Source organism: Oxalobacteraceae bacterium OTU3CAMAD1 (genome assembly GCA_024123915.1).
In the GTDB taxonomy this organism is placed as follows: domain Bacteria; phylum Pseudomonadota; class Gammaproteobacteria; order Burkholderiales; family Burkholderiaceae_D; genus Rugamonas.
Window position 1 is genome coordinate 3,619,306 of record CP099650.1, and the last position, 26,149, is coordinate 3,645,454.

General features: G+C 64.1%; 24 protein-coding genes and 1 pseudogene. 14 read left to right on the forward strand and 11 right to left on the reverse strand.

The window, feature by feature from the left end:
* Positions 1 to 289: 289 nt before the first annotated feature.
* Positions 290 to 970 carry a type 1 glutamine amidotransferase domain-containing protein gene (locus NHH88_15790; GenBank protein USX17172.1) on the forward strand — a complete coding sequence of 227 codons (681 nt, stop codon included), beginning with the start codon at positions 290 to 292 and terminating at the stop codon, positions 968 to 970.
* 92 nt (positions 971 to 1,062) lie between these two features.
* Here NHH88_15790 and NHH88_15795 read toward each other — a convergent pair whose 3' ends face one another.
* Positions 1,063 to 2,001, reverse strand: a complete 939-nt coding sequence (locus NHH88_15795) for a LysR family transcriptional regulator (protein ID USX17173.1) — start codon at positions 1,999 to 2,001, stop codon at positions 1,063 to 1,065.
* Positions 2,002 to 2,122: 121 nt separating this feature from the next.
* Here NHH88_15795 and NHH88_15800 point away from each other — a divergent pair, with 121 nt between their 5' ends.
* Complete coding sequence (locus NHH88_15800) at positions 2,123 to 3,136, forward strand: NAD(P)-dependent alcohol dehydrogenase (protein USX17174.1); 1,014 nt, start codon at positions 2,123 to 2,125, stop codon at positions 3,134 to 3,136.
* Here the strand turns inward: NHH88_15800 and NHH88_15805 are convergent.
* Entirely contained in the window at positions 3,130 to 3,759 is a 630-nt protein-coding gene (locus tag NHH88_15805; protein ID USX17350.1) for a pyridoxamine 5'-phosphate oxidase family protein, read from the reverse strand. The genes NHH88_15800 and NHH88_15805 overlap by 7 nt on opposite strands.
* Positions 3,760 to 3,826: 67 nt before the next feature.
* The gene (locus tag NHH88_15810; protein USX17175.1) at positions 3,827 to 5,914 is read right to left on the reverse strand and encodes a TonB-dependent receptor; all 2,088 of its coding nucleotides are present in this window, start codon (positions 5,912 to 5,914) and stop codon (positions 3,827 to 3,829) included.
* A 197-nt stretch (positions 5,915 to 6,111) separates the two neighbouring features.
* On the opposite strand from NHH88_15810, the gene NHH88_15815 reads away from it, so the two are divergent.
* Genes NHH88_15815 through NHH88_15825 form a run of 3 tightly spaced genes read left to right on the forward strand, consistent with a single transcriptional unit; the run spans position 6,112 to position 9,066 of the window.
* Positions 6,112 to 7,188 (forward strand): histidine kinase, encoded by a 1,077-nt coding sequence (locus NHH88_15815; GenBank protein USX17176.1) that lies wholly within the window; start codon positions 6,112 to 6,114, stop codon positions 7,186 to 7,188.
* Positions 7,189 to 7,190: 2 nt separating this feature from the next.
* Positions 7,191 to 7,958, forward strand: a complete 768-nt coding sequence (locus NHH88_15820; GenBank protein USX17177.1) for a LytTR family DNA-binding domain-containing protein — start codon at positions 7,191 to 7,193, stop codon at positions 7,956 to 7,958.
* A 46-nt stretch (positions 7,959 to 8,004) separates the two neighbouring features.
* A complete protein-coding gene (locus NHH88_15825) occupies positions 8,005 to 9,066 on the forward strand; it encodes a glycoside hydrolase family 43 protein (protein ID USX17178.1) in 1,062 nt (353 codons plus the stop codon).
* A gap of 18 nt (positions 9,067 to 9,084) precedes the next feature.
* Here NHH88_15825 and NHH88_15830 read toward each other — a convergent pair whose 3' ends face one another.
* Both NHH88_15830 and NHH88_15835 read right to left on the reverse strand, forming a co-directional pair.
* Positions 9,085 to 10,026, reverse strand: coding sequence for an alpha/beta hydrolase (locus NHH88_15830; GenBank protein ID USX17179.1), 942 nt, complete (start codon positions 10,024 to 10,026; stop codon positions 9,085 to 9,087).
* 73 nt (positions 10,027 to 10,099) lie between these two features.
* Positions 10,100 to 11,464 carry a glycoside hydrolase family 27 protein gene (locus NHH88_15835; protein ID USX17180.1) on the reverse strand — a complete coding sequence of 455 codons (1,365 nt, stop codon included), beginning with the start codon at positions 11,462 to 11,464 and terminating at the stop codon, positions 10,100 to 10,102.
* A gap of 192 nt (positions 11,465 to 11,656) precedes the next feature.
* On the opposite strand from NHH88_15835, the gene NHH88_15840 reads away from it, so the two are divergent.
* Positions 11,657 to 13,327 carry a sensor domain-containing diguanylate cyclase gene (locus NHH88_15840; protein ID USX17181.1) on the forward strand — a complete coding sequence of 557 codons (1,671 nt, stop codon included), beginning with the start codon at positions 11,657 to 11,659 and terminating at the stop codon, positions 13,325 to 13,327.
* Between the two features lie 77 nt (positions 13,328 to 13,404).
* Positions 13,405 to 14,607: a hypothetical protein gene (locus NHH88_15845; GenBank protein USX17182.1), complete on the forward strand. Its 1,203-nt coding sequence runs from the start codon at positions 13,405 to 13,407 to the stop codon at positions 14,605 to 14,607.
* 4 nt (positions 14,608 to 14,611) lie between these two features.
* Here NHH88_15845 and NHH88_15850 read toward each other — a convergent pair whose 3' ends face one another.
* Together NHH88_15850 and NHH88_15855 are read right to left on the reverse strand one after the other, a co-directional pair.
* Positions 14,612 to 15,958 (reverse strand): chloride channel protein, encoded by a 1,347-nt coding sequence (locus tag NHH88_15850; protein USX17183.1) that lies wholly within the window; start codon positions 15,956 to 15,958, stop codon positions 14,612 to 14,614.
* Positions 15,959 to 16,056: 98 nt separating this feature from the next.
* Complete coding sequence (locus tag NHH88_15855; GenBank protein USX17184.1) at positions 16,057 to 17,574, reverse strand: BCCT family transporter; 1,518 nt, start codon at positions 17,572 to 17,574, stop codon at positions 16,057 to 16,059.
* A 180-nt stretch (positions 17,575 to 17,754) separates the two neighbouring features.
* On the opposite strand from NHH88_15855, the gene nhaA reads away from it, so the two are divergent.
* On the forward strand, positions 17,755 to 18,930 hold the full coding sequence (gene nhaA / locus NHH88_15860; GenBank protein USX17185.1) for a Na+/H+ antiporter NhaA: 1,176 nt from the start codon (positions 17,755 to 17,757) through the stop codon (positions 18,928 to 18,930).
* Positions 18,931 to 18,937: 7 nt separating this feature from the next.
* On the opposite strand, the gene NHH88_15865 is transcribed toward nhaA, so the two are convergent.
* From NHH88_15865 to NHH88_15875, 3 genes are all read right to left on the reverse strand, one after another.
* Positions 18,938 to 19,213, reverse strand: coding sequence for a pentapeptide MXKDX repeat protein (locus NHH88_15865; GenBank protein ID USX17186.1), 276 nt, complete (start codon positions 19,211 to 19,213; stop codon positions 18,938 to 18,940).
* A gap of 61 nt (positions 19,214 to 19,274) precedes the next feature.
* Positions 19,275 to 20,060 carry a molybdopterin-dependent oxidoreductase gene (locus NHH88_15870; protein USX17187.1) on the reverse strand — a complete coding sequence of 262 codons (786 nt, stop codon included), beginning with the start codon at positions 20,058 to 20,060 and terminating at the stop codon, positions 19,275 to 19,277.
* An 18-nt stretch (positions 20,061 to 20,078) separates the two neighbouring features.
* Positions 20,079 to 20,696, reverse strand: coding sequence for a cytochrome b/b6 domain-containing protein (locus tag NHH88_15875; protein USX17188.1), 618 nt, complete (start codon positions 20,694 to 20,696; stop codon positions 20,079 to 20,081).
* Between the two features lie 152 nt (positions 20,697 to 20,848).
* Here NHH88_15875 and NHH88_15880 point away from each other — a divergent pair, with 152 nt between their 5' ends.
* The 4 genes from NHH88_15880 to NHH88_15895 all read left to right on the forward strand — a co-directional run bounded on the left by NHH88_15880 (position 20,849) and on the right by NHH88_15895 (position 22,909).
* Complete coding sequence (locus NHH88_15880) at positions 20,849 to 21,400, forward strand: sigma-70 family RNA polymerase sigma factor (GenBank protein USX17189.1); 552 nt, start codon at positions 20,849 to 20,851, stop codon at positions 21,398 to 21,400.
* The gene (locus tag NHH88_15885) at positions 21,397 to 22,038 is read left to right on the forward strand and encodes a DUF1109 domain-containing protein (protein USX17190.1); all 642 of its coding nucleotides are present in this window, start codon (positions 21,397 to 21,399) and stop codon (positions 22,036 to 22,038) included. The genes NHH88_15880 and NHH88_15885 overlap by 4 nt, the downstream gene beginning before the upstream one ends.
* Before the next feature lie 104 nt (positions 22,039 to 22,142).
* A complete protein-coding gene (locus NHH88_15890) occupies positions 22,143 to 22,415 on the forward strand; it encodes a DUF1778 domain-containing protein (GenBank protein USX17191.1) in 273 nt (90 codons plus the stop codon).
* Positions 22,416 to 22,417: 2 nt separating this feature from the next.
* Complete coding sequence (locus tag NHH88_15895) at positions 22,418 to 22,909, forward strand: GNAT family N-acetyltransferase (protein USX17192.1); 492 nt, start codon at positions 22,418 to 22,420, stop codon at positions 22,907 to 22,909.
* A gap of 45 nt (positions 22,910 to 22,954) precedes the next feature.
* Here the strand turns inward: NHH88_15895 and NHH88_15900 are convergent, their stop codons facing one another.
* Positions 22,955 to 23,194: a DUF2798 domain-containing protein gene (locus tag NHH88_15900; protein ID USX17193.1), complete on the reverse strand. Its 240-nt coding sequence runs from the start codon at positions 23,192 to 23,194 to the stop codon at positions 22,955 to 22,957.
* Positions 23,195 to 23,288: 94 nt separating this feature from the next.
* Between NHH88_15900 and NHH88_15905 the strand changes: the two genes are divergently transcribed.
* The gene (locus tag NHH88_15905) at positions 23,289 to 24,185 is read left to right on the forward strand and encodes a LysR family transcriptional regulator (GenBank protein USX17194.1); all 897 of its coding nucleotides are present in this window, start codon (positions 23,289 to 23,291) and stop codon (positions 24,183 to 24,185) included.
* A gap of 359 nt (positions 24,186 to 24,544) precedes the next feature.
* Positions 24,545 to 25,945 (forward strand): annotated as a pseudogene (locus NHH88_15910) (glycoside hydrolase family 43 protein).
* Positions 25,946 to 26,149 lie beyond the last annotated feature (204 nt).

The window sequence follows — 26,149 nt, forward strand, 5'->3', positions numbered from 1 at the left end:
AGCTCTTGATGATGGCGCGCGAGGGGCGGCGTGTCGTAGTCGCCGCTGAGCCTTGCGGTCGACAATCTCATGCGACGAGTGAATCTAAACAGCCGATCATTGCAACGTTCGAATTTTCTAAAATAATTATAGACGACCGGTCTAATCGGTGATAAAGTCCTTCACATGGACGGACCAAACGGCAAACAAGAAAACGCGGATGGTCTGATTTTTTTAAATCGAGCTTAGACGACTGGTCTACTCTATTAAGTATGCGCGGTAAGGTCTAGCTTAACTTTGGAGAACTAACATGAAAAAAGTACTGATGGTTTTGACGTCGCACGACACCCTGGGCAACACTGGCCGCAAGACCGGCTTCTGGCTCGAGGAACTGGCCGCGCCGTATTACACGTTCAAGGATGCCGGCGTGGAAGTCGTGCTGGCCTCGCCGCTGGGCGGCCAGCCGCCGCTGGACCCGAAGAGCAACGAGCCATCGTTCCAGACCGAGCAGACCCGTCGCTTCGAGGCCGACGCCGCCGCGACCGCCCAACTGGCGGCCACCGTCCGCCTCGACAGCGTCGACCAGGCCGATTTCGACACCGTCTTTTATCCGGGCGGCCACGGCCCGCTGTGGGACCTGGCCGAAGACCGGCACTCGATCGCGCTGATCGAATCCTTCCTGGCCGCCAACAAGCCCGTCGCGCTGGTCTGCCACGCGCCCGGCGTGCTGCGCCATGTCAAAACGCCCGCCGGCCGTCCGCTGGTCGACGGCAAGCAAGTGACCGGTTTCACCAATACCGAGGAAGAGGGCGTGGGCCTGACCAACGTGGTGCCGTTCCTGGTCGAGGACGAGCTGGTCGCCAAGGGCGGCGTGTATTCCAAAGGCCCGGACTGGGGCTCGTATGTGGTGCGCGATGGCCTGCTGATCACCGGCCAAAATCCCGCCTCGTCGGCGGAAGCGGCAGCCCTGTTGCTCACGCAAATCGCCTAAGCGGCATAGCGGCGCGCCGGCCTGCCGGCCGCGCGTCGCCAATGCGCGGTCGCCACAACTATTCGAACGCTGCCTGGGCCTAACCGCCTGGACTACAACCGGGTCTGAGAGGTTGAGGCGATCGACCAGCGCGCGGCGGCGATGCTTTGCGCGACCAGGTCGATCGCGACCCGTGTCCGGGTGGGCAGATGCGGCGATTCCGGCCAGATCAGATGAATTTCCTCAAGCCTGCTTGCCAGCCCGGGCATCAGGTTGACCAGCTCGTCTCGCTCGAGTGCCTCGGCCACCAGCCATTCGGGTAGCCACGCGACTCCTTGCCCGGCCAGCGCCGCGTTGAGCATGGCGCCCAGATCGTTCAGGCCCAATCTGGCCGGCGGCACCAACTCCATCGGCGTGCCGTCGGCACGAAGAAATTGCCAAACATGCAAATGGCCATCGCGGCTGTAGACGATCGCTTCATGCCGGGCGAGATCGTCGGGCGTGGCCGGCACGCCGTGCCGTTCGACATAGGCAGGCGAAGCACAGACGACGTAGCGGCTAAGGGCGATGCGCTGCGTTTGCAGGCCGGTGACGACGCCGACGGGGCCATTTCGGATGGCCAAGTCCATGCCCGCGTCGATGAGATCGACAACGTGGTCCCGGAAATCAAGTTCGAGCGAGAGTTCGGGATTGGCAGCCGCCAGGCCCATCAAAATCGGCGCGACCCACATGCGCCCGAACAGCACCGGCATGGTCACCCGCAGGCGGCCACTGACGGTTTTGCGCCCCGTTTCCAGCCGGGCTTTCCCGGACTGCAACGCGGCAATCGCGTGCTGGCAGTGCTCGTAAAAAATCTGGCCGTCGTCGGTCAGGCTCTTGCTACGGGTGGTCCGCTGGAACAGCCTGACATTCAAGCGCTCCTCGAGCCGCGCCACCGCCTTGCCCACGGCCGAGCGCGACAAGTGCAAGCGCCTGGCCGCGTCGGCGAAGCTGCCCGCTTCCACCACCGCCACAAAGGCGGGCACATCGTTAAACAAATCGATCGTGGTCATTGTAGATTTTCAGGAGACAATAAGGGGAAATAATATCATTAGCGTCGCCTGTGGGTAGCGTTATACAGTGGCGACAGCTGGCAACCGCCAGTATGTCATCCACCAAACAGGAGAATTACCCATGAAGGCTTATGAACTTACATCCGGCAAGGGCGTCGACTCGCTGCGCATGGTCGACCGTGCGGAAGGCCCGCTGGGACCGCACGAAGTGCGCATAAGGTTGGCCGTGGCGGCCCTCAACTACCGGGACGTGATGATCGCCGAAGGCACTTATTATTCGGCCGGCGAGGTCGTGGTGCCGCTGAGCGATGGCGTCGGCCGGGTCGTTGAAACCGGCTCGGCGGTGACACGGGTGAAGAACGGCGATCGCGTCATCCTGGGTTTCTGGCCCGACTGGGTCGACGGCCCCATCACGCCCGGCAAGGTGGCGCGCTCGTTCGGCGCGCAGCTTGCCGGCACGCTGGCCGAGGCGGTGGTCGCCGACGAACACGCGCTCGTCATCGCGCCGGACAGCTTGTCGGACCGCGAGGCGGCAACCGTCGCGTGCGCCGGCCTGACCGCCTGGAACGCGTTGTTCGCGCGCGGCGCGCTCAAGCCGGGGGCGACGGTGCTGTTGCTGGGCACCGGCGGCGTCTCCTTGTGGGCGCTGCAATTGGCGCTCGCGGCGCGCTTACGGCCGATCATCATCTCTTCGAGCGATGAAAAGCTCGAGCGTGCGAAAAAAATGGGCGCTGTCGCCACCATTAACTACAGCGCCACGCCCGAGTGGCAGCAGGAGGTCAGGCGCCTCACCGATGGCGTTGGCGTCGATCTGGTGATCGAGGTCGGCGGGCAGGGCACCCTGCGCCGTTCGGTCGAGGCGACACGGATGGGCGGCACCGTGGTGGTGGTGGGCGCCAGGGCCGGCGCGGCCGGGGACGGCGTCGAACCGGGCGCGCTGATCGGGGGCGCCAAGACGCTCGCCGGCATCATGGTTGGCAGTCGCGCGATGCTGGAGGAACTGGTCCGCTTTATCGACGTCGCCGACGTGCGTCCCGTGATTGACTCAAGTTTTCCGTTCGAGCAGGCTGGCGACGCCTTCCGCCGCGTGCAAGCAGGCGCGTTCGGCAAGGTGGTTATCGCTATGCCTCAATAAAGCGTGGTGCGCTGGCGGGCCGGCAACTCGGCGTCGTACTTGCCGCCATCGATAGTGTTGTCGCTGAGGGCGGCGAGGATGGCGCCGGGGCTCGGCAGCGGGGTGTCGCGCACCGCCGCCGCCGGGTCCCACAGGCGTGACCGCAAGACCGCGCGGGCGCATTGGAAGAAGACCGACTCCACCTTGATCACCAGCACGCACTTTGGCGCGCTGCCGTTGATGGCGAAGCGCTCCAGCAATGCGGGCGCGACGACGATGCTCGCCCGGCCTTGAACGCGCAACGTTTCGCCGTGCCCGGGAATCAGAAACAGGAGCGCGACGCGCGGATCGACGACCAGGTTGCGCATGCTGTCGATGCGATTGTTACCGCGCCGCTCGGGAAGCAGCAGCGTCGTATCGTCTTCCACGACGACGAAACCGGGGGCGTCCCCACGAGGGGAGGCGTCAAGGCCGTCCGGGCCGTTGGTCGCCAGCACCGCGAACGGCGAGGCCGCGATCAAAGTTGCGTAGTGGGGGTGGATGAAAGCGGCTTCCTTCGCGATCGATGCGGTCGCCGGCGGGCCGAACAACGCCTCGAGTTCGGTGACGGTCGCGATCGCGTGATATTGCGGGTAGGTTGGCATGGTTGTCTGGTCGGAGAGGATGGTCTTCATGGTCTCACAACTCCGCCGGCGGCCGCAAATGCCCAGTTCATTGCTGTACCTCGTATTGAAATCGGAACAGCGGACGCTGCGCGCTTGAAGACAGGCGGGTGCTCGCGTACAGGCCGTCATCATAGCGTTGGCCGGCGAGGCGCGTCGATTGCAGCAGGTTGGCGACGTTCAGGCGCAAGCGGCCACCGGCGGCCGGCCAGGTGGCGTAGGCTTCCAGCTCCCGCACGACGCCGGTTTCCTGGACCAGGGACTGCGCCGTGCGCGCCCGCCAGCCGCCGACAAAGCGGAAATTCGCGCCCGCGCCGCGTCCCTGCGGCAGGCGCAGGTCCAGCCCCAGGTTGGCGGTTAGCGGCGCCTGGTTGCCGAGGCGGTTGTCGGGGCCGGCCACGCCTTCGACGCGCGACCAGTTGCGGCTGAGGTTAGTCCGCAGATCAATCGTGCTTCCGCCGGCCAAGGCCACTTTGAGCGGGACGCGCGCGTCGATCTCCACGCCGCGCACATTGGCGACGCCGCCATTGGCCGGACTGCTGACCCAAACGCCGTTCTCCTGCCAAAGCCTGAGCTGGACCACGTCCTGTATGCGCCGTACATAGGCCGAGACACTGACCATCGCATCCCGCGCAAAATAGGATTCCAGGGCGGCGTCCAGTCCCCAGGCCAGCTCGGGGCGAAGCGACGGATTGCCCTGGTAGTCCGGCTGTGTCGGTCCGTTGTTGTTGTTGACCGTATAGCGGCGCGGCACCAGGTCGCGTGGCTGCGGCGCCTTGTAGGTGCGCGCGAGCGCAACGCGCAGCTGGTCGCGCGCGCTGTCGGGGAGCTTCCAGAGCACTTGGGCCACTGGACTCCACACGCGGGACGCGGTCGCGGCCTTGCCCGGCCCCCAGGTGCGCGTCTCCAGCCCTTCCCAGCGCAAGCCGAGATACGCTTGCAGGCGCGGCGTGACGCTCCACTCGTCCTGGGCGAACAGGGCCACTTGTTCGACGCTGGCGTTGTAGTCTTGATCCAGGCTGTACAAGGGCGCGCCGTCCGGTCCGCGCGGGGCGGTGTCCCGCTGGTGCCGGCTCTCCTCGCGCCGCACCTGGGACGCGTCCCAGCCGATGGCGATGTCATGGCTGGCCGCCAGCGGTGTCAGGTACTTCCCGCTGGTGGTGGCGCGGCGCTGGTAGGCGCGCGAGGCGACCGCGCGATCCAGCCAGGGAATGCCGGCGGCGTCGATGCCTTGGAAAAGGTAGTCGCCGTCGCGGTTGTTTGCCTCCAGGCCGGCCTTGAGCGTCAGGCTGCCGGCGTCGAAGCGCCGCATCCAGGCCAGGTCCGATTTCACCAGCCAATTTTTAAACAGTCCCCGCCAGTTGGAGTCGGGCGAGGCGGTGGGGGCGCCTTGCAGCGTGTGCTCGGATTGCGTCCCGCGCGCGTCGACCTGCGACAGATCGACCAGCCCCTGCCATGTCAATGTGTTGCCGCCGTCGAGCTTGACGTCGGCGCGCGGCGCTGCGCTGAGGCGGCGAGTAAGGTTGCTGTCCCCGTCCTCCAGGCGGCGCACGGCGGTGAGGCCGGCGCCGCTGGTCTGTTCGTCGGTGGCGGTGCGTTCGTGTCGGCGTGTTTCGCTGGCGGTCGCGGTCAGGCCGTATCCGACCGCGCCGCTGCGTCCTATCCATTGTGCCGTCGCGGTGGGGCTGGTGGCGTCTGCCTGCCGCTCGGCGCTGATTTTCGCGGTGCGCCGCGCCGCGCCCGCCGCCTTGCGCAATATGATGTTGAGCGACCCCGCCACCGATTGCGTGCTTGAATCGACTTGCGCGCTGCGCTGGATCTCCACGCGCTCGATCAGCTCCGGCGACAACGTGGCGATGTCGAAGTTGGCCGGCGCGGGCTGGCCGTCGATAAGGATTTGGGTGTACCCGCCGCCGAGGCCGCGCATGCGTACCTCGCCGCCGACGACGCTGAGGCCGGGCTGCCGCTTCAGCGCGTCCGACAATGTCGTCTCGCCGTAGCGCTGCAGGTCGTCGCGGCCGATCACGATGCGCCCGACGGCGTCGTCGCGACGCAGTTGGCTGCTTCCCGGTCCGCGCACCTCGATTTGCTGCGGTGGAGGTGTGTCGTCGCTGGCCGCGGCGGCGAGGCTGAACACAAGAAGCGGGACTGGTCGCAATAGGGAAAAACGCATGATGGTGGTAGACCGGAAGTTGGAGAGCGGCCAGCGTAGCGCAAGGCCGGACTCGTCCACACCGGCGTGTGACGAATGCCGGTTCCCGTGGGACGAAGGGGGATAAAGCGCATGAGGGCGGCTGTTATACTTTGCCAATTAGATAAACAATATAGCTGCCTATGTCCGCTAATCTGCGCGCCTTTTTGATTAATTTCGGCCTCTGGACGCTGCTGTGCGCGGTGGCGGGAATCAGCACCTACGGCGATGCGGCGCATCACCTCGACGCTCGCAGCTACTGGATGATGACCTTGGGTTGGTGGTGCGGCTACGCGGTGATGATGGTGCAAAGCTATTTGCTCTATCTGATTTATCAGCGCCATCCCGGTTGGCTGGCGACGCGCCGGCGCATCGTTCACGGATACCTGTTGTACCTGGCCCTGTGTTGGCCGGTCGCGATGCTCGGCCTGGCCTATCGGCGGTGCTTCAAGGTCGACCTGGTCCCGAATCTGCCGAACGCCTGGCGCTACTGGCTTTCGATGGGCAAATTCGAATGGTTCGTGGTGTTTGTGTTGTTGACACTGGCGTTTGGTGTCGTGGTGGCGGGCCTGTTGTGGCAGCAACGGCAGCAGCAGGCACGCGAACTGGCCGAAGTGCGCTTGGCGCTTGAGCGGCAGCGCCTGGCCGCGTTGCGCGGACAGCTGGAGCCGCACTTCGTCTTCAATACCCTCAGCGCGATCGGCGCCGTGGTGCGGACCGACGACAAGCCGCTGGCGCTGGAGGGACTGTCGCGCTTCGGGGACCTGCTGCAATACGCCTTGCTAAGTAGCGAGCGCGACTGGGTCAGCCTGAAGCAAGAGCTGCAGTTCGTGCGCGATTACCTGGAATTGCAACATCTGCGTTTCGGCCCGCGCTTGCGCGTCAGCATAGAGGGCGCCGATCTGCTGGACGAGGAGGTGGAGTGCCCGCCGATGCTGCTGCAGCCATTGGTCGAAAACGCGCTGCGGCATGATCTGGAACGTCACGCGGACAGCAGCGATATCCGTGTGACGTTCGCGCGGGAAGGCGAGTTCTTGCTGGTCCGGGTCAGCAACCCGGTCTTCCCGCAGGCGGCACCGACGGCGGGACTGGGGATCGGCCTGCGGGGGATTCGGGCCCGCCTGGGGCTCGCCTACGGCACCCTTGCTTCGCTGGATGTGGCGCGGATCGACGGCCGGTTTGTGGCGGGACTACGCCTTCCATGGCAAGTGATGGATTGACGATGGCTTTTAAAGTACTGATAGTCGACGACGAGGCGCACGCGCGCACCAATTTGAGGCTGGCGCTGGCGCCGCTTGGCGATTGGGCGGTGGCGGCCGAATGTGCCGGCGCGGCCGCCGCGCGCAGCTTTCTGCTAACGAACGAAGTGGACCTGGTGCTGCTCGATGTCCAGATGCCGCAGGAATCCGGGATCGAGATGGCCCGTTCCCTGGGCCGGATGGAACAGCCGCCGCTCATCGTGTTCGCCACCGCGCACCGGGGACATGCGCTCGACGCGTTTGACGCCCATGCGCTGGACTACATTGTCAAGCCTGTCGATGAGCGGCGCTTGCACCAGGCCATGTCGCGCGCCCGGGTGTTGCTGGAACAGCGCGCCATCTATACCAAGGCCTTACGCCAGTTCACCGACCCCGCGCCCGGGTTCTGGCGTGAATTGATCGTCAGGTCGGTGGGCCGGATGGATAAGGTCGCTTTGGAAGACGTGTTGTGGATCGAGACGGCGGGCAACTACGTCGAGTTGCACATGGCGGAGCGCACCCTGTTGCACCGGACGACATTGACGGAACTGGTGCACTACCTGGACCCGGAAGAGTTCCTGCGCATTCATCGCCGGATATTGGTGAGGCGTGACGAGGTACTGGGACTGCGTCAGATGCAAGAGGGAGGCTACGTCGCCGCGCTGCGCTGCGGCCGGTCGTTGCCGATCAGCGAGCGCCACTGGGCGGACGTCAAGTCCGCGCTGGAAAGCGGGAAACCGGCGCCGCCATGATAGTCTTGCCCGATTCAATTTTTGAATGTCGATGATGAATATGACCATGAACTGCTTGTTGCGTCGTCTGGCTGTGTTTTTCCTCGCGGGCGCTGCGGCATCCGCACACGCGGCCAATCCAGTCGTGCCGGGTTGGTACGCCGATCCGGAAATCCGTATCTTCAACGGGCGCTACTGGATATACCCGACCTACTCGGCCGACCACGGCGCGCCGGACCGGTCGAAGGCCTTCACGCCCGCGCAACAGCGCATGCGCGCCCGCTCGGAGATGATCTGGGAGCCCTTCCTCAAGAGCACCTTCTTCAATGCCTTCTCGTCGCCGGATCTGGTGCACTGGACCAAGCACCCGCATGTGCTCGACGTCGAGCATGTGTCGTGGGCGGCCTACGCCTTGTGGGCGCCCTCGGCGATCGAGCACAAGGGGAAATACTATCTGTTCTTCGGCGCCAACGACATCAAAAGCGACGCGCAGCTTGGCGGCATCGGCGTTGCCGTCAGTGACCGTCCGGAGGGGCCGTTCAAGGACGCGCTCGGGCGGCCCCTGATCGGGCAGATCCACAACGGCGCCCAGCCCATCGACCAGATGATATTCAAGGACGATGACGGCCAGTTCTACATGTACTACGGCGGCTGGAAACACGCCAACGTCGTCAAGCTGGCGCCGGACCTGCTCGGCGTGGTGCCGTTCCCGGACGGCGCGACATACAAGGAGATCACGCCGGACCCGGAATACGTCGAAGGATCGTTCATGGTCAAGCGCAAGGGCCTCTACTACTTCATGTGGTCGGAGGGGGAGTGGACCGGTCCGGGATACAGCGTGGCGTACGCGATGAGCGCGTCGCCATTGGGGCCGTTCAAGCGCATCGGCAAAATCCTGCAGCAGGATGACAAGGTCGCCCGGGGCGCAGGCCACCATTCCGTCGTCAATGTGCCAGGGACGGACCAATGGTACATCGCCTACCATCGCCGTCCCCTCGCGGAGGTGGACGGCAACCACCGCGAGCTCGCGGTCGAGCGGATGGTCTTCAACGAGGACGGCACGATCCAGCCGGTGGTCATGACGACCGAAGGCGTGGCGCCAAGTCCACTAACCGCTTCCGGCCGCTGAGACCGGCGGCCTTGCGCCTTATTGCGCCGGCGCGACGATGCCCAGTTCGCGCAGGAAGTCGCGCACGGCCAGGTAGGCCTGCTGGTTCTGCTCGGGCGTGAAGCCGCCATGGCCGCCGTCCTTGATGGTCAACAGCCGGTTCTTCTCGCCGGCCTTGTCCATCGCCTGGCGCAGGCGCACCGCGTGCGCGTACGGCACCAGCGGGTCGGCGTCGCCATGGATGGTCAGCACCGCCGGACCGTCCTTGCGCACATAGCTCAGCGGCGAGAGGCGGCGCGCCAGCTCCATCCGGCCTTCCATCGCGCCGAACCAACCCACCGCGTAGGAGCGCACGTTCGGCCCCTGCAGCATGTCGGCCACGTCGGTGATGCCGTACCAGTTGATCACGGCAGCCACCTTCGGCGCCGGATTGACGTACGGCCCGCTCCACGAACCGCTCGGCGCGCACTGGTTGGTGAACGGCGAATCGGACGGGATCATCGCGGTCGCCAGCGCCAGGTGTCCGCCGGCCGAGCCGCCCGTCACCACCACCTTGGACAGGTCGAAGTTGTACTGTTTGGCATTGCGGCCCACCCACTGCAACGCGCACAGGGTGTCCTCGACCGCCGCCGGCGCCAGCGCGGTCTTGGCCAGCCGGTATTCGACATTGACCACCGCAAAGCCCATCCGCATGTACGGCAACAATCGCAGCAGATCCCCCTCGCGCGCGCCGGCCACCCAGCCGCCGCCATGGATGTTGAGCACCACCGGCGTGGCGGCCTTGGCGGGCGAAGGCTGGTAGACGTCGAGCTTCAAGTCGCGTCCGCTGGCGGTCACGTAGGTCACGTTGGCGTTGACGTTGTAGCCGCTGCCGAGCCCGACGACGGCGTTGAAGCCGTCGTCGGCCGCGTTTTGCGCCAACGCGTGCGGCGGCGCAATCAAACACAGGGTGGAGCACAGCAGCACAAGAGGGAGTCGCATCTTTTCATTCCTTACATGTTGAGTTGGGGACCGCCTCGCGCCGTCCGCCGGGCGACGCTCGCGGTCCGGTCGGTCACGCCGCCACGCGCAGCAGCACGGAACCGTGCGGAACCAGCTTCTGGCGGATGACCCCGCGCACCGGCGGGAGATCCTTGCGTGTCCACAGGTCGCGCAGCTTCACCGTCTTGTCGCCCAGATTGAGGCGCGACAGGTCGAATTCGATCTCCACCGGCGCATCCTCGGTGTTGAACAGCGCCAGGTAGTGGACCGGCTGGGTGCCGTCCGCCCGCGCGCTCCAGATCCGCGTGCCCGGATCGGCGCGGTGTGGATGGTTGTGGTGGCTCTTTTGATTGACCGCGATCACTTCCGGATTGGTCAGCAGGGCCAGCGTGTTCGGGTCCAGGCGCCGCAGGTCGCCGCCCATGATCAGCGGCGAGCGCGCGATCGACCATAAAGTCATCAGCGTCTGCTGCTCGTCCGGTGTGAATTTGGTGTCGCGCTCACCCATCGCAAGGCGTCCGAGCGGCAGCATGTCGGCGTCGGGCCAAGCGTTTGCCGCCATCGTCGGGTTCCAGTTTTCCAGGCGCTGGAACTGATCCTTCAGCAATTTCCACTCGTCCCAGAAATCGTCGGAGATGCGCCACAGCTGCGCGTAGTGCGGCACGTGCTCGGCCCATTTGAGATCGGTTTCGCCGGGCGACAGGCTCAGCGTTATCGCGCGCCCGGACGCCTGGATGGCCTTGTGCGCGGCCTCGATCTCGCGCCAGTTCTTGTCATACGGACGCGACATGTCGTCCATCTTGACGAAGTCGACGCCCCACGATGCATACAGCTTGAAGATCGAGTTGTAGTACTCCTGCGCGCCGGGCTTGGTCATGTCGACGCCGTACATGTCGCCGTTCCATATGCAGGTGGAGGTGGTGTCGGCGATATCGCGCGCGCGCAAGTTCGTGCCCAGGATCGGGGTATTCATCCGCACAGCCTGGCGTGGAATGCCGCGCATGACGTGGATGCCGAATTTCATCCCCATCGCGTGGATCTGGTCGGCAAGCGCCTTGAAGCCCTTGCCGTTGGCGGCCGAGGGAAACCGGTTCGGCGCCGGCAACAGGCGGCTGTGCGCGTCCATCGTCAGTTCGGCATCCTTGCGATAGTCGTAGCCGGTGGCGTTCGGCTCGTACCACTGTATGTCGACGGTAAATATGTCGTAGCCGGAGGGCAGCAGCTGCTGCGCCATGATGCGCGCGTTTTCGAGCGACTGGGCCTCGGTGATGGTGGTGGCGAAGGAATTCCAGCTGTTCCAGCCCATCGGCGGCGTCGGCGCCAGCGCCGCACCGGTGCTGGTTTTTTTGTCGGCGGCCAGCGCGATGCCCGGCAGGGTCGCGGCGGCGGCGGTGGCGATGGAAGCGGCAAGAAGGTGGCGGCGGGGTAGGTTTGTCATGGAATCCTGGTCGGGGCTAAGAAAAGGAAAAGTAGCACGTTTTTGCGCGGAACAGCATTGCACAGCCCGCAATCCTTTTCAATTATGAATTTAGCGAACCGGGGAATCAAAAATGCTTAGGGAATCTTGAGCGAAGGGGCCGGGATAATTTCTGTTATATGATCGTTGCAAATGAATTATTGCGCGCCGACCATGAAACTGTTGCATTTGCTGCTGGCCATGCTGCTGCTGGCTGTACTTTTGCCGGCCGGCGCCGCCGGGCCCGTTATCAGCGGGGAGGATCTGATGCGGCGCGACGGCCGCATCTACCTGGCGCCGGACGCGGCTTTCCCAGCCTCCTACGGCGACATCGAACGCTGGCGCGGTGCCCGGGCGGCTGTGCCCAAGGTGAGCCTGTTCGGCGGCGCCTACTGGCTGGTGGCGGAGGTACGCAACGACAGCGCGGTGGAGGATTGGGTGCTGGCGCCGGGCAGCGTGCTGTTCGACCGCGCCGCGATCCGGGTATATGGAAGCGACGGCGGTATCCAGCGGCTGGAAACGGGCTACCGCGCCGATTACCAGTACGCGCTGCATTACGGCCGGCGCATCCGGCTGCCGCCCGGCGCCAGCGCCACCATCATCGAACGTATCGACAGTCCCTTTTACCAGGCGCCGCCATCGTTGCGGCTGTTCACCGAACCCGAATACCGCCGGCTGACAACGCGGGAAAACGTGCTAATACTGGGCTCGTTGGGCGCGCTTGGCGCGCTGGCGGTGTTCAACCTGTTCGTCCACCTGATGAAGCCGGATCGCGCGACCTTCTTTTATTCGCTGTACCTGGTCGTCTACCTGATCGCCTGGGCGCAGGAATTCCATCTGCCGGCGCATCTGCTGGGCTGGCACAACTTGCACTGGATCTACGTGCCGTTCTTTCTGATGGCGCTGCCCAACACGGCGTTCTATGTCGAGTTCCTGCAACTGCGCCAGCACCATCCCCGCCTGGCCAGGATCAGCCGCATCAACTACGTGTTGCCGCTGCTGATGCTGCCCAGCACCGTGCTGGCGCTGCCGTACGCGCCGATACTGGCCACGCTGACCATCAGCGTATGGTTGTCGCTCGCGCTCACCTGCGGCATCGTCAGCCTGCGGGCCGGCAATCCGCTTGCGCGATACTACGTGCTGGCGTTTTGCGCGCTGATGGTGCCCGCCACGCTCATTCTACCGAGCAATTTCGGGCTGGTCGCGCCACCGGTCTACAACCCTGAATTGTTGACCCTGCTGGGCGGTACGCTGGAGGCGTTGCTGCTGGCCTTCGCGCTGGCCCACAAGCTGCGTTTGCTTGCCCGGGAAAAGGAGTTCGCGGTGCAACGGCTTAATCAATCCATCATCCTGGCCCATACCGACCACCTGACGGGAATCGCCAACCGCCACGCGTTCGATCAGCAACTGGCGTTGCGCTACGCGACCGAACACGGCGTCGGGGACGAGGAGGCCGGCCTGGCGCTGCTGCTGATCGACCTGGACGGCCTGAAAATGGTCAACGATCAAGATGGCCACGCGCGCGGCGACGCCTTGTTGCGCGACTTCGCCCAAGGCCTGAAGCAGATGCTGCGCGAGGACGTCGGCGTATTCCGTCTGGGCGGCGACGAGTTCACCATCCTGGCGGCGCGGCGCGACGTGGCCGACCTGCTGGCGTCGCTGCGGCGCCTGGAGGGGGCGTTGCGGCAGAAAAGTTATCCGCACGCCGGCGCCAGCGTGGGATGGGCGACGGCGGCCGAGTCGCCGTCGTCCGACGACATGTTGGCGCTGGCCGACGCGCGCATGTACGAGCACAAGAACTCGCGTCGCCGGTCACGCGCCAACGACGCGCTGGCGTCGTTGTAGCGTCTGCCCCTGAACGCGGCGACCCTGTTGCGTAAAATGTAAGATAATGCCCTTCGGATACAAACGACCAGGGTTCTATGAAAAACAGTACTGAGGGTGGCGACCACGGCTTGGCGCGTGCTTTGGGGGTGGTCTCGGGCTTCGCGCTGGCGGCGGTATTGATCAAATTGAGCGCAGACACGTTAGGCCTCGGAAGCAGCAGCAATGCCGGCATCGGTATCATGTTTGCCGCGATCGGGTTTGGCGTGCCTTTGTTTCTGCTGACGCTCGGCATCACCATTTACCTCACCTATCGGGGCGCGATCAATGGCAGGTTGATGGCGGTCATGTGGTTGCCGTTCGTGGTGAGCCTTGCGATCCTGCCCGGTGCGGAATTCTTCAGCGCAAGGGAAAGGGAATCGTATGCCCGCAAGCATCCGGACGTGCGGGAAGTCCACGTCAATCTGACCGGGCGCGGCCTGCGCTTCGATCCTGCGATCGGACCGCATCGGGAGATGGAGGGCAAGGATCCCGGCAGATTCCTGGAAGTGCGACGCGAGCCTACGGCCCATCGGGATGACCGGATGGCCGCCTACCGGGGCGTGTTGCTCGCGCCGGATTTCAATCGCATGCAGGTGATTTACGGTCCAGAGGAGCAAGGCGAAGCGGTGTCCGTGCCGGTGGCGATCGCTCCCACGCCTGCCGGCTGGGCGCCGTTTCTGCCCGAACTGGGCACCAGCTTGGCCAAGTTGCTGGTGCACTACTACTATCATTATCCAGACCGCGTGGAAGTGGCCAGCGCCATCGACTGGAACGACGGGAATACGCTCGAGTACGACAATGGCAAACCGGCCAGCGGTGTGTTCATCCACAATCTGACCGGTGAGAGTATTGTGCGGCTCGAGGTCAACGGGCAGGTGGTGCCTTTCTACGACGGTGTCGATCCGCTGCGCGCCAACTATTGCAACGTCAAGAGATCCTCGGCCGTGTTGAAACCGGGCGCCAGGTTGACGGTGCGCTGGCAAAGCCTGCAGTCCGCTCCGAAATGGAACGAAGCGACGCCGACGGTGCCGTCGTTCCGCAAGCCGGTTTCGGCGGGCGACAAGGTGACATCGACCTCGGTTCATTTGTTTCTTTATCCGGACGCTCGGATAACGGTGCAGCGCTCCCAGACGTTCGAGACCGCGTCGGGCCGAGGCGCGGTAAGGGCCAGCGCGGCGCTGCCGGCGTTCGATTCCGCGCCGGTGTGTGGCGACGCGGCACAGCAATATCCGCTAACGCTTGAGCGCACTGCCGACTAGGCCGTCATCCCTTGTGCTGCGATGGGAAAACCCGGCGCGGCGGCAACTGGATCATCGCCAGCGCCGTGTACAACGGCGGGCTGAGCACGCGCGAGACGGTGCTGGCGATGACCGCGCAGGCCATCAGGCTTAGCACCATGCCGTGGCCATCGACCATTTCCATGACGATGATGAACGCCGTCAGTGGCGCCTGGGTCGCGGCGGCCAGGAAGCCGACCATGCCCAGCGCGATGACGGCCGGCGCATGCGGATAGCCGGTCAGCGCCGCCACGTCGTGTCCGAGCGCCGCGCCGATCGACAGCGACGGCGCGAAGATGCCGGCGGGAACACCGGACCAGGCGGTCAACCAGGTGGCGGTGAATTTGAACAGCGCGAACCCGGTCGGGACGTGGCCGTTATTGTCGAGCAAGGCGCGTGTGGCGTCGTTGCCGCTGCCGTAGGTTGCGCCACCGGTGACGACCCCGATCAGCGCCACCGCCAGCCCGCAACCGATGGCGAAGCGGATGGGAAATCGCTGCCGCCAGCGGCTGGGCCGGTCGGGCGAAGTGCCGCGCAGCGAGGCGAGCAGCAGGCGGGCGAACAGACCGCCGGCCAGCCCCGTGACCAGCGTCACCAGCAAGCCCGGCCCCAGCAGTGGCAGGCCGATCGGTCCCGGGTGGATGACGCCGAAATGGGTGCCGTTGCCATACACCGAGACGGCGATCAGGCCGGCCAGCACGATGCCTGAGACGATCAGGCCGCTATTGCGTTGTTCGGGCGTGCGCGACAGTTCTTCGATGGCGAACATGACGCCGGCCAGCGGCGTGTTGAACGCCGCCGCGATCCCGGCCGCGCCGCCCGCCACCAGCAGGGAATGGGCGCTCACGCCGCTGCCGCGCGGCAGCCAGCGGCGCGCGGCGAGCATGACGCCGGCGGCGATTTGCACCGACGGTCCCTCGCGCCCCAGCGACAGTCCGCCCAGCAGGCCGGCCGACGTCAGCCCGATCTTGGCAACGCTCAGCCGCAGCGAGACAAGCAGCGGCCGCCGGCCGCCGGACAGCTCCGGGTCGAGGGCGGCCATCACTTGCGGAATGCCGGAGCCGCCCGCGCCACGCGCATAGCGCCGCGTGAGCCAGACGATGACGCCGCAGCAGAGCGGTGTCCACAGCAGCGGCAGCCACCACGCCGCGCCGGCCAGTTGCAGGAAAAGGCCCAGCGCGCGTTCGGCCAGCCAGGTGAAGCCCACCACCACCAGGCCCGCGACTGCGGCCGCGCTCACCACCACGGTGCGCACCATCCACACCTGCGGCGAGGCGAACTCGCGCCGGAAGGCACTGCGCATGTCGTGCGGGGACTTGTCGGGCGGATGCATGGGGCCTACTCGGGAAACGGAAACCTATTATATATGCCGGGGAAGGGCAGCCGTGTCCGGCAGGATATATCCGCCGGACACCGGTGCTGTCTCTGTCCCTATTTGGACAACATCTCTCGCACCCGCTTGCGCATTTCGCGCTCGCGTTTGTTCTCGGCGTTCCAGTCTTCGCGCAGCGCGCGCCACAGCGCCACGACCATCAGCACAATCACGATGGCAAACGGCAGCGCGAACAGGATGGTGGCGGTCTGCACCGCCTCCAGGCCGCCGGCGAGCAGCAGGCTGACGGCGATGCCCGCCACCAGCACGCCCCACAGCACCTTGACCTTGTTGGGCGGGTTGGGATTGCCATTGGTGCTCATCATCCCGAGCACGAGCACGGCGGAATCGCCCGAAGTAATAAAAAACACCAACACCAGCATGGTGGCGACCACCGACATGATCAGGCCGAACGGCATGGCCGCGAACATGGCGAACAGCGCGGTCGCGACGTCGGCCTTGACCGCTTCGGACAGCGGCACGTGCTGCCAGATTTCCATGTGCAGCGCGGTGCCGCCGAACACCGAGAACCAGACGAACGCCGCCAGCGACGGCGCGACCACGGTGCCGACGATAAACTCCCTGATCGTGCGGCCGCGCGAGACGCGGGCGATGAACAGGCCGACGAACGGCGACCAGGAGATCCACCACGCCCAGTAGAAAATCGTCCAGTTGCCGACCCATTCGCTGTCGCGGAACGGCGTCGACCTCAGGCTCATGCGCACGATATCGGTCAGATAGCTGCCCAGCGTGTTGCTGAAGGTGTCGATGATCGCCACCGTCGGCCCCAGCACGAACACCGTGATGGCCAGCAGCACGGCCACGCCGATATTAAAGTTCGACAGATATTTGATGCCTTTTTCGACGCCCGTCACGGCCGACGTCATGAACACGGCGGCCGTCACCACGATGATGACGATCTGCCAGGTCTTGCTGACGTCGAGGCCGAAGACTGCGTGCATGCCGGTATTGATCTGCAGTGCGCCCACGCCCAGCGATGCCGCCACGCCGAAGGCCGTCGCGACAATCGCCAGGCCGTTGAAGACGCCCGACAGCGACCGCACCCAGCGCCACGGCAGGCTGCCGGTCACGGTGCTGATCATGGGAAGGCCGCCGCGCCGGTACTGGAAGAAAGCGATCGCCAGCGCCACGATGCTGTAGACCGCCCACGGGTGTATGCCCCAATGGAAGAAGACGTAGCGCATCGCCGCGTTCGCAGCCTCCGGCGTGCCGGCGGTGATTCCCGGTGGCGGCGTGACGTAATGGGAAACCGGTTCGGCCACGCCCCAGAACACGAGGCCGATGCCCATGCCGGCGGCGAACAACATCGCGAACCAGCTGCCGACGCTGAATTCCGGCTCGTCGTCCTCGTTACCCAGTTTGAGATTGCCGTAGCGGCTGAAGGCGACGTAAGCGGCGAAAAAGACCAGGCCGAGCACGACCCACAAATACAGCCAGCCGAAGTTTTTGGTCAGTAGCGACAGCGCGGCGCCGAATACGGTGGACATCGTCGCGGGAGAGAAAATTCCCCACAAAACGACGAGCATGATTAAACATGCGGGGAATAAAATTTGCATTGGAACTCCTTAACTCATGGCAAATTATACCGTAGCAAATTTGCTATTATTTTCAGGCGTGCGCCCATGCCGTGCGCCGCCGGTCGTTACCTTCTGTTATCATTGTGATTGGGTGTCCACACATGTCGTGTGGCAGGGAATGCGTCAGGTCGGGCCGCCGCGCGGTTTTTACGCGTCCTTATGAAAATCATTCCAACGCCTATCTCCAACACATTCAACCGTTTCGTCGAATCGGAAAAAGCCGGCGGCATCCTGCTGATCGCTTGCACCATCGTTTCCCTGTGCCTGGCCAACTCGCCGTTGGCCGAGCCCTATCTGCATTTTTGGCACGTCAAGGTCGCCGGCCTGTCGGTGGAGTTGTGGATCAATGACGCCTTGATGGCCATCTTCTTCCTGCTGATCGGCCTCGAACTGGAGCGGGAAATCCACAACGGCGAGTTGTCGAGCATACGCAGCGCGTTGTTGCCGATGGTGGCGGCGGCCGGCGGCATCGTCGTGCCGGCCTTGTTCCACTTCCTGTTGAATGGCGGCACGCCGAGCCAGGCCGGCATGGGGATTCCCATGGCGACCGACATCGCCTTCGCGCTGGCCGTGCTGATGCTGCTTGGCAGCGCCGTGCCGACCTCGCTAAAAGTGTTCCTGACGGCGCTGGCGGTCATGGACGATCTCGGCGCTATCATCGTCATCGCCGTCTTCTATACCTCGACCTTGGCGCCGCTCTACCTGCTCGGCGCGCTGGTCGTGTTCGCCGGGCTGCTCTGCATGAACCGGGTGTTTCGCGTGCTCGCGCTCGCGCCGTATCTGGTCGGCGGCGCGCTCATGTGGTTCTTGATGTTCAAGTCCGGCGTGCACGCCACCATCGCCGGCGTACTGCTGGCGTTCGCGATTCCCTATTCAGCAAAGGATGAGGACGCCGCTTCTCCTTCGCATCGCCTTGAGCACGCGCTGCACCTGCCGGTGGCGTTTGTCATCCTGCCGATCTTCGCGTTGGCGAATACCGGTATTGTCATCGGCGCCGGATGGATGGGCGAGCTGCTGTCGTCCAATAGCGTCGGCATCCTTGCGGGACTGGTACTTGGCAAGCCGCTGGGCATCACGCTGGCGTGCCTGGCCGCGGTGGCGTTGGGCATCTGCACCTTGCCGGCGGACCTGAGATGGCGCCACGTGATCGGCGCCGGCCTGCTCGGCGGGATAGGATTTACGATGTCGATCTTTATCACCAACCTGGCGTTCAGCGACGATGCGGCGCTGATCAACGCGTCGAAGATGGCGATTTTGTTGGCCTCGCTCGTGGCCGGGATGGCGGGGTTTGTCTGGTTGAAGATGTTCGGCAAGCCGGTTGCCGAACATCCGTGATGCGGAATTACTTCTTCATCGCGTCTTTCGCCATGTCGTCCTTTTTCATGTCGTCTTTCTTCATCTCGTCCTTGGCCATGGCGTCCTTTTTCATGCCGTCCTTGGCCATTTTGTCCTGATGCATGGGTTTTTTCATGGCGTCCTTCTTCATGCCATCCTTCGCCATGCCGTCCTTGCCCATGGCGTCCTTCGACATGTCGTCTTTTTTCATCGCGTCCTGGGCGTAGGAGGCGCCGGACATCATCAGGCAGGCGGCGAGCAGGGTGGTGGTCAGTTTGTTCATGGTGATTCCTTCTAGGTTTAACAACGGTTTTAACAACGGGTTTTAACAACGTGATTGCAGGTCAGCTACCGCCGAACCAGTTATACCCCTGGTCTTCCCAATAGCCGCCAGGGTGGGTATTCGTGACAAAAATGGCTTGTACGTGCTTGGGATTCTTGTAACCGAGCTTGGTCGGCATGCGCAGCTTCATCGGAAAGCCGTAGCGCGGTGGCAGCGGCCGGTCGTTAAAGCTGAGCGCCATCAGCGTTTGCGGATGCAGCGCGGTCGCCATGTCGATGCTGGTGTGGTAGTCGTCGCCGCATTTGAAACCGACGTATTTCGCGCTTAAATCGGCGCCGATGTGGCGCAGGAAGCGGGAGAAGGGCACGCCGCCCCACTTGCCGATCGCGCTCCAGCCTTCGACGCAGATGTGGCGTGTGACTTGCGATTGCTGCGGCAGCGCGCGCAACGCGCCCAGCGTCCACGGCTTGCGGTCGGCGACCATGCCGCTGAGCTCCAGGCGCCAGTCGTCGCCGTCGATGTCGCGGATCTCGTCCTCGCCGTAGTAGGCGTTGAACGGAAACGGCTGCGTGATCATCGATTCCGGGTAGGTGGGCGCCAGCCGGGCGGGATCGAACAGCATCCCCTGGACGCGGTCGTTGAAGCGGGAAACCTGGTTCAGCGCCGCCTCGATGCTTTCCTCGCTGCCGAGGGAGCAACCGGTCAGCAAGGTCAATCCACCCAGGGTCACGCTGCGTTGCAGGAAGGCGCGGCGCGATGGCTCCGGCACCCGTGCGATGGCGTCGGCCAGCATCGCGGCGCCTTCGGTCGGCATTACGATCTCGCGTTTTTTGAAGAGTTTTATCATGGTGTGTCCAGTCGGCGATCAACGCCCGCGTAACATGGCAAGCAGCGTGCGCGGCACCAGGGCCACCATCACCACATGGATAACGATGAAGCCGAACAGGCCCGCCATCGCGAAAAAATGCACCAGGCGCGCGCCTTCGTAGCCGCCCATCAGCTCACGCAGCAGCGGAAACTGCACGGACTTCCACAGCACCAATCCGGACAGCACGATGACGGTGCTGGCGACCATCACAAACAGATACGCCAACCGCTGCACGCTGTTGTAATGGCGCGGATCGGCGTGCGACAGCTTGCCCCGCAGCGCCTGGCCCAGGTCGCGCAGCACCTGGCGCGGCGCGACCGGAAAAAACTGCCGCCGCAACCTGCCCGAGACGAGATTGATCAGCAAGTACAGGAAGCCGTTGGCGACCAGCAGCCACATGGCGGCGAAGTGCCACTGCAAGGCGCCGCCGAGCCAGCCGCCCAGGGTCAGGCCCGGCGGAATCGCGAAATCGAGAAACCGGGTGGCGTTGTAGATGCGCCAGCCGCTCGTCAACAGAATCACGACGGCGAAGGCGTTGAGCCAATGTGTCAGGCGCAGCCAGATCGGGTGGATAGTGGCTGTTGTCCCGTGAGCTGGTATAACTGTGGGTTTCATGATGAGCGTTCTCGATGTCGGTAACAGTGAGTTCGCGCCAGCCGGCGGATTGGTTACAGGCCACATCAAAATAATCGTGAAAAAATTTATTTGCATGGACGATGTAACCAAAGGCCGCGATGCGACGAATAGAAGAGGTGGACCACCTTCGCATGACCGAATTACGCCTCCATGCCTTGTTTTTACAGGGCAGGGATGGCGATGCCCTGGCTTATCGACGTTTTCTGGCGGCGACGGCGACGCATTTGCGCGCCTTCCTGCGGCGGCGTTTGAGCCGCTGGCCGGACGAGGTGGAGGATCTGGTGCAGGAAGCGCTGCTGGCGATCCACAACCAGCGCCTCAGCTACGACACCGCCGTGCCGCTGACGGCATGGGTCTACACCATCGCCAAGTACAAGCTGATCGACTGGCTGCGGCGGCATGCCAGGCGCGACAGCCTGCATGATTCGCTGGACGACGTCGACGAAGGCGAGAGCGCCTTGTTCTCCAGCGCCGAGTTGGAGGCCGGCGAGGCGCGGCGCGACCTCGCCCGGCTGCTCGGCCTGCTGCCGGACAAGCAGCGCGACGCCATCGTTCATACCAAGCTGGACGGCTTATCGACGCGCGAGGCGGCCGCGACGCTGCAGATGTCGGAGGCGGCCGTCAAAGTATCTGTGCATCGCGGAATGAAGACATTGGCCACTATCCTGAGAGGTTCGCCATGAAGACAGACGATTTGATCACCATGTTGTCCAGCGGCCCGGATGTGGCGTTGGCCGCCCGGCCGGTGCGCGCCACCGCGCTGCCGCTGCTCGGCGGCCTGCTTGCCAGCGCCGCGTTGATGCTGGCGATACTGGGCTTGCGTCCGGATCTGGACCTGGAGATGACTTGGCCGAAGTTCTGGCTGAAGCTGGTGTTTTCGCTGGCGCTGGCGGGCGCCGGCGCGCTGGCGGTCAAACGCCTGGCCGCGCCCGGCGCGAGCACGCGCGCGCTGCCGCTGTTCATCGCCGGGCCCGTGGCGGCGCTGTGGGCGGTGGCGGGCGTCGCGCTGTGGCTGGCGGCGCCCGAATCGCGTTCGGATCTGTTCTGGGGCAGCACGTGGCGCTATTGTCCGCTGCTCATCGCGTTGTTGTCGCTGCCGCTGCTGGCCGCAGCGCTGCATATCCTGCGCGGGCGGGCGCCGACCCGCCTGCGCCTGGCGGGTGCGGCGGCGGGTTTCGCCGCCGGCGGCGCGGCGGCGGTCGTCTACTGCCTGCATTGCCCGGAAATGAGTCCGGCGTTCGTCGGTTTCTGGTATTTGCTGGGGATACTGATTCCGACCGCCCTGGGGGCCGCGCTCGGTCCGCGCGCGCTGGCCTGGTAGTGCTCCCTGATCCTCCAGAGCGTGTTGAGGGAAATCGGCTCCCTGAGATCGGGCGATTGCAGGGACTGGGATTGTACGGTAGCATTCCGTACAAAGGAGTTCCCATGACGACTGCCACTGCCCGCCTTGATCTTCGCCTTGAATCCCGGGAGAAAGATCGTATTGCTAGAGCTGCCGCACTGCGAGGAATGCCGGTGTCCGTTTTCGTGCGCGATGCTGTGCTGCGTGAAGCAGATACCACCATTGCCGCCGCCAGCGTTACCACGCTGTCGGAGCAGGAGTCGCGACGGTTCCTTGATGCTTTGGATGATCAATTCCGCCCGAACGACCGGCTAAAGAGAGCGATGGAGGCGGCGTCCCGGCTCGCTCAGGGCTGAGCATGGCACTGGTCTTTACCGTTTTGGATGCCTCCCACCATGACCGCGATGGTTTTGAGTGTGGTGTCGCTGCGCTGGACGATTACCTGCGTGAACGTGCTGGACAGCATCAGCGCGACGGTATCGCCACCACTCATGTGCTGATCGACGATGCGCAACCGGCTCGTATCTTGGGGTACTGCTCGTTATCCGCAGCGGAGCTGCACTTACATGAATTGCGAGATGAAGACCGTAAGCGGCTGCCAAAGTATCCTGTGCCTGCGATACGGGTTGCGCGCCTGGCGGTGGCAAAAGCCGAGAAAGGTAAGGGCCACGGGCATTTGTTGCTTGGCCATGCCGTTAACTTGGCCCTGTCCGTGCGACAGAAGATGGGCGTACGCGTGCTAATCGAGGATGCCAAAGATGCTCGGACGGCCGCGTTCTATGAGGGATTTGGATTCCGTCGCACAGCAAGCAAGGCATTGACGTTGTATTTGCCTATTGGCCGATCTTAATTGCAACGCCATGCCCGCCGTTTTGCCCATATGAGTTCGCTTCCTTTACTGCCAGCGCGCAGCTTTCACCGCCAACCGCTGGCTCACCCCATGCACCATCGGTCCGCACAACATCACGACCGTGAACGCGGCGGGCCACGCCGCCATGAAGGCGTACAGCCAGCGCGTCATGAAGGCCGGATGCAGGCCGATATTGAGCCAGGTGACCCAGCCGCTCATCAGGGACGACATCAGCAAGGACATCAGCAGCGCGAACACCAGGCGCAAACGAAACAGATCAGACATGGAATCTCCTAAAAGAGTGGAGATCACAGCGTAGTCAATTGCGACAATCTATACTAGAGCCATATTTTCAATTTTAAATTCCAAAAATGAAATCATGCTCGACGATTTAGCGCTGTTTGTCACCATCGTGGAGGAGGGCAGCCTGAACGCCGCCGCCGTACGTGAAAAGTTGCCCCCGGCGACGGTCACGCGGCGCCTGCAAAAGCTCGAAAGCGATCTCGGCTACCGGCTGCTCAACCGCAGCGCGCGCCGCCTGCAACCGACGGCCGAGGGCTGGCAATACTACGAGCGCTGCCGGCCCCTGGTGCGGGCGCTGCGCCAGGCCACGCGGCAGCTCGACGACAGCCTGTCCGAGACTTCGGGCCTGATCCGCGTGCTGGCGCCCGTCAACTTCGCCAGCGGGCTGCTGACGCCGGCCTGGACCAGCTTCATGCACGCTTACCCGCAGATCAAACTGGAACTGGAGCTTTCCAACCACCCGCAAGACCTGGTGGGCAGCGGCGCCGACCTGGCTATCCACGTTGGCTCGCTAGAAGATTCCTCGCTGATGCAGCGCCGCCTGGGCAACGCATCGCTGGTGATGCTGGCGGCGCCGTCGTATCTGGAGCGCGCCGGCGTGCCGGCCGATCCTGCGGAACTGGGCGGGCACGACCTGATCGTGGCCGAACCGTTGCGCACCTGGCGGCTGCGCCGTCCGGACAACGGCGCCGAGGTGGTGGTCCAGCCACAGGCGCGGATACGGGTCAACGAAATGCGGCTGGCGGTCGATATGGCGCTTGCCGGCCTGGGCATTCTGCTGTGTCCGCTGTTGCAGAGCCGGGACGAGGTGGCCGCCGGCACCCTGGTGCGAGTGTTGCCGGCGTGGATGCCGCAGCCGCGCCACGTCTACGCCGTGTGGACGCAGCGGCGCTACCTGCCGCCACGCGTGCGCCTGCTGCTCGACCATCTCGCCGACTTCACCGCCGCCAGTCCGCTGTTGCAGGAAATGTGACCTGACAGACGAGATTGGCCATGCAGCGTTAATTTATGGCGCGCTTCGGAAGTCTCCAACAGAAAAGACGAAAATCCGCATGGACCGGGTTGCAAGGAGAAGTGGCGGGCAATGCGCATGCAAACGGCTTCGCCATCCCCCGATGCCCGTTTGGCTATCGCAGCGGCGTAAAAGGTCATTGGACACACCGATTCCCGCGCTATATCGTGCAAAGCCGACCATGGGATTTGCCGGGCCGCTTCAGCCAGCAAGGCGGGCGTCCGAGGTTCCTGGCGGCTAAAACGATAAAAATATCAACGGAGACAAACATGAACAAATCCTTCTCGCTTTGGGGAGCCGCCGCTGTAGTGGCCTCTTCCATGCTGTCCGTCAACGCCGCCGCGCAGGCGCCAACCGCGCCGGTGACCTTCCTGAACGCTTCCGTCCACGATCCTTCCGTGATCAAAACGGACGGCACCTATTACGTCTTCGGCTCCCACCTGGCATCGGCCAAAAGCAAGGATTTGATGCGGTGGACCCCGATCACCGACTCCGTCAGCGCCACCAATAAGCTGTTCCTCAACGGTTCGAACAACGTCTACACGGAACTGGCGGAAACCTTCGCCTGGGCGCAAACGACCACGCTGTGGGCGCCGGACGTGATCCGCCTCGCCGACGGCAAGTTCTACATGTATTACAACGCCTGCAAGGGCGACTCCCCGCGCTCGGCCATGGGTATCGCGGTGGCCGACAAGATCGAAGGCCCCTATGTGAACAAGGGCATCTTCCTCAAATCCGGCATGTGGGGCCAGGCCAGCTATGACGGCACCGTCTACGACGCCCTCAAGCATCCGAACACCGTCGATCCGAACGTGTTTTTCGATAACGGCGGCAGGCTGTGGATGATCTACGGCTCCTATTCCGGCGGTATTTTCATCATGCAGATGAACCCGGTCAACGGCATGCCGCTGCCAGGGCAGGGTTACGGCAAGCGCTTGATGGGCGGCAATCACAGCCGGATCGAAGGCGCCTATGTGATGTTCAGCCCCGTCACGCAGTACTACTACATGTTCACGTCGTTCGGCGGCCTGGACGCGGCCGGCGGCTACAACATGCGCGTGGCCCGCGCCACTTCCCCGGACGGCCCGTACTACGACGCCCAGGGCGTGGACATGGCCAACGTCAAGTCCGATCCGTCCAAACCCCTGTTCGACGACGCGTCGATCGCGCCGTATGGCGTGAAGATCATGGGTAACTTCCTCTTCGAGCGCAAGCTGGGCGAGCCGGGCACCGGCATCGGCACCGGCTATGTTTCGGCGGGCCACAATTCGGCTTATTACGATGCGGCCACCGGCAAGCACTTCCTGATTTTCCACACCCGCTTCCCCGAGCGTGGCGAACAGCATCAAGTCCGCGTGCACCAGATGTTCATGAACGCCGACGGCTGGCCCGTCGTGGCGCCGTACCGCAACTCCAATGAGACCCTGGAATCGGTTCAGCGCGGATTCGTCTTCGGCGACTATATGTTCGTCAACCATGGCAAGGATATTTCGGCCACCATCAAAAAATCCCGGTTCATCACGCTCAACGCGAACGGCTCCATCAGCGGCGCCGTCACCGGCTCCTGGGCGCTGGTGGGCGCCAACCAGGCCGAGATCAATCTGGCCGGCTCGCCGCCATTCAAAGGGGTGTTCCTCAAACAATGGGATGAAACCTCGCAGAGCCATGTGATGACGTTCTCGGCGACTTCGCGCGATGGCGTCTCCGTCATGGGCAGCCGCCTGACGCCGCGCAGCGACATGCAGGCGGTGAACGCCATCGCCGACCAGCTCACTCTGGGCAACACCAACGCGGTCACCGGCGACATGACCCTGCCGACCAGCGGCGCGCGCGATGCCGTGATCACGTGGACATCGTCGAATCCGCGCGTGTTGAGCAATACGGGGCAGGTCACCAGCCCGGCGAGCGATGTGAGCGTCACCTTG

What these genes read in the sequence shown, in the direction of transcription:
- NHH88_15825 (USX17178.1), top strand. Translation starts at nt 8,005, where the DNA reads ATGAACTGCTTGTTGCGTCGTCTGGCTGTGTTTTTCCTCGCGGGCGCT.
- NHH88_15815 (USX17176.1), top strand. Translation starts at nt 6,112, where the DNA reads ATGTCCGCTAATCTGCGCGCCTTTTTGATTAATTTCGGCCTCTGGACG.
- nhaA (USX17185.1), top strand. Translation starts at nt 17,755, where the DNA reads ATGAAAATCATTCCAACGCCTATCTCCAACACATTCAACCGTTTCGTC.
- NHH88_15855 (USX17184.1), bottom strand. Translation starts at nt 17,574, where the DNA reads ATGCAAATTTTATTCCCCGCATGTTTAATCATGCTCGTCGTTTTGTGG.
- NHH88_15820 (USX17177.1), top strand. Translation starts at nt 7,191, where the DNA reads ATGGCTTTTAAAGTACTGATAGTCGACGACGAGGCGCACGCGCGCACC.
- NHH88_15905 (USX17194.1), top strand. Translation starts at nt 23,289, where the DNA reads ATGCTCGACGATTTAGCGCTGTTTGTCACCATCGTGGAGGAGGGCAGC.
- NHH88_15885 (USX17190.1), top strand. Translation starts at nt 21,397, where the DNA reads ATGAAGACAGACGATTTGATCACCATGTTGTCCAGCGGCCCGGATGTG.
- NHH88_15900 (USX17193.1), bottom strand. Translation starts at nt 23,194, where the DNA reads ATGTCTGATCTGTTTCGTTTGCGCCTGGTGTTCGCGCTGCTGATGTCC.
- NHH88_15870 (USX17187.1), bottom strand. Translation starts at nt 20,060, where the DNA reads ATGATAAAACTCTTCAAAAAACGCGAGATCGTAATGCCGACCGAAGGC.
- NHH88_15795 (USX17173.1), bottom strand. Translation starts at nt 2,001, where the DNA reads ATGACCACGATCGATTTGTTTAACGATGTGCCCGCCTTTGTGGCGGTG.
- NHH88_15805 (USX17350.1), bottom strand. Translation starts at nt 3,759, where the DNA reads ATGCCAACCTACCCGCAATATCACGCGATCGCGACCGTCACCGAACTC.
- NHH88_15865 (USX17186.1), bottom strand. Translation starts at nt 19,213, where the DNA reads ATGAACAAACTGACCACCACCCTGCTCGCCGCCTGCCTGATGATGTCC.
- NHH88_15835 (USX17180.1), bottom strand. Translation starts at nt 11,464, where the DNA reads ATGACAAACCTACCCCGCCGCCACCTTCTTGCCGCTTCCATCGCCACC.
- NHH88_15845 (USX17182.1), top strand. Translation starts at nt 13,405, where the DNA reads ATGAAAAACAGTACTGAGGGTGGCGACCACGGCTTGGCGCGTGCTTTG.
- NHH88_15800 (USX17174.1), top strand. Translation starts at nt 2,123, where the DNA reads ATGAAGGCTTATGAACTTACATCCGGCAAGGGCGTCGACTCGCTGCGC.
- NHH88_15850 (USX17183.1), bottom strand. Translation starts at nt 15,958, where the DNA reads ATGCATCCGCCCGACAAGTCCCCGCACGACATGCGCAGTGCCTTCCGG.
- NHH88_15840 (USX17181.1), top strand. Translation starts at nt 11,657, where the DNA reads ATGAAACTGTTGCATTTGCTGCTGGCCATGCTGCTGCTGGCTGTACTT.
- NHH88_15880 (USX17189.1), top strand. Translation starts at nt 20,849, where the DNA reads ATGACCGAATTACGCCTCCATGCCTTGTTTTTACAGGGCAGGGATGGC.
- NHH88_15890 (USX17191.1), top strand. Translation starts at nt 22,143, where the DNA reads ATGACGACTGCCACTGCCCGCCTTGATCTTCGCCTTGAATCCCGGGAG.
- NHH88_15830 (USX17179.1), bottom strand. Translation starts at nt 10,026, where the DNA reads ATGCGACTCCCTCTTGTGCTGCTGTGCTCCACCCTGTGTTTGATTGCG.
- NHH88_15875 (USX17188.1), bottom strand. Translation starts at nt 20,696, where the DNA reads ATGAAACCCACAGTTATACCAGCTCACGGGACAACAGCCACTATCCAC.
- NHH88_15895 (USX17192.1), top strand. Translation starts at nt 22,418, where the DNA reads ATGGCACTGGTCTTTACCGTTTTGGATGCCTCCCACCATGACCGCGAT.
- NHH88_15790 (USX17172.1), top strand. Translation starts at nt 290, where the DNA reads ATGAAAAAAGTACTGATGGTTTTGACGTCGCACGACACCCTGGGCAAC.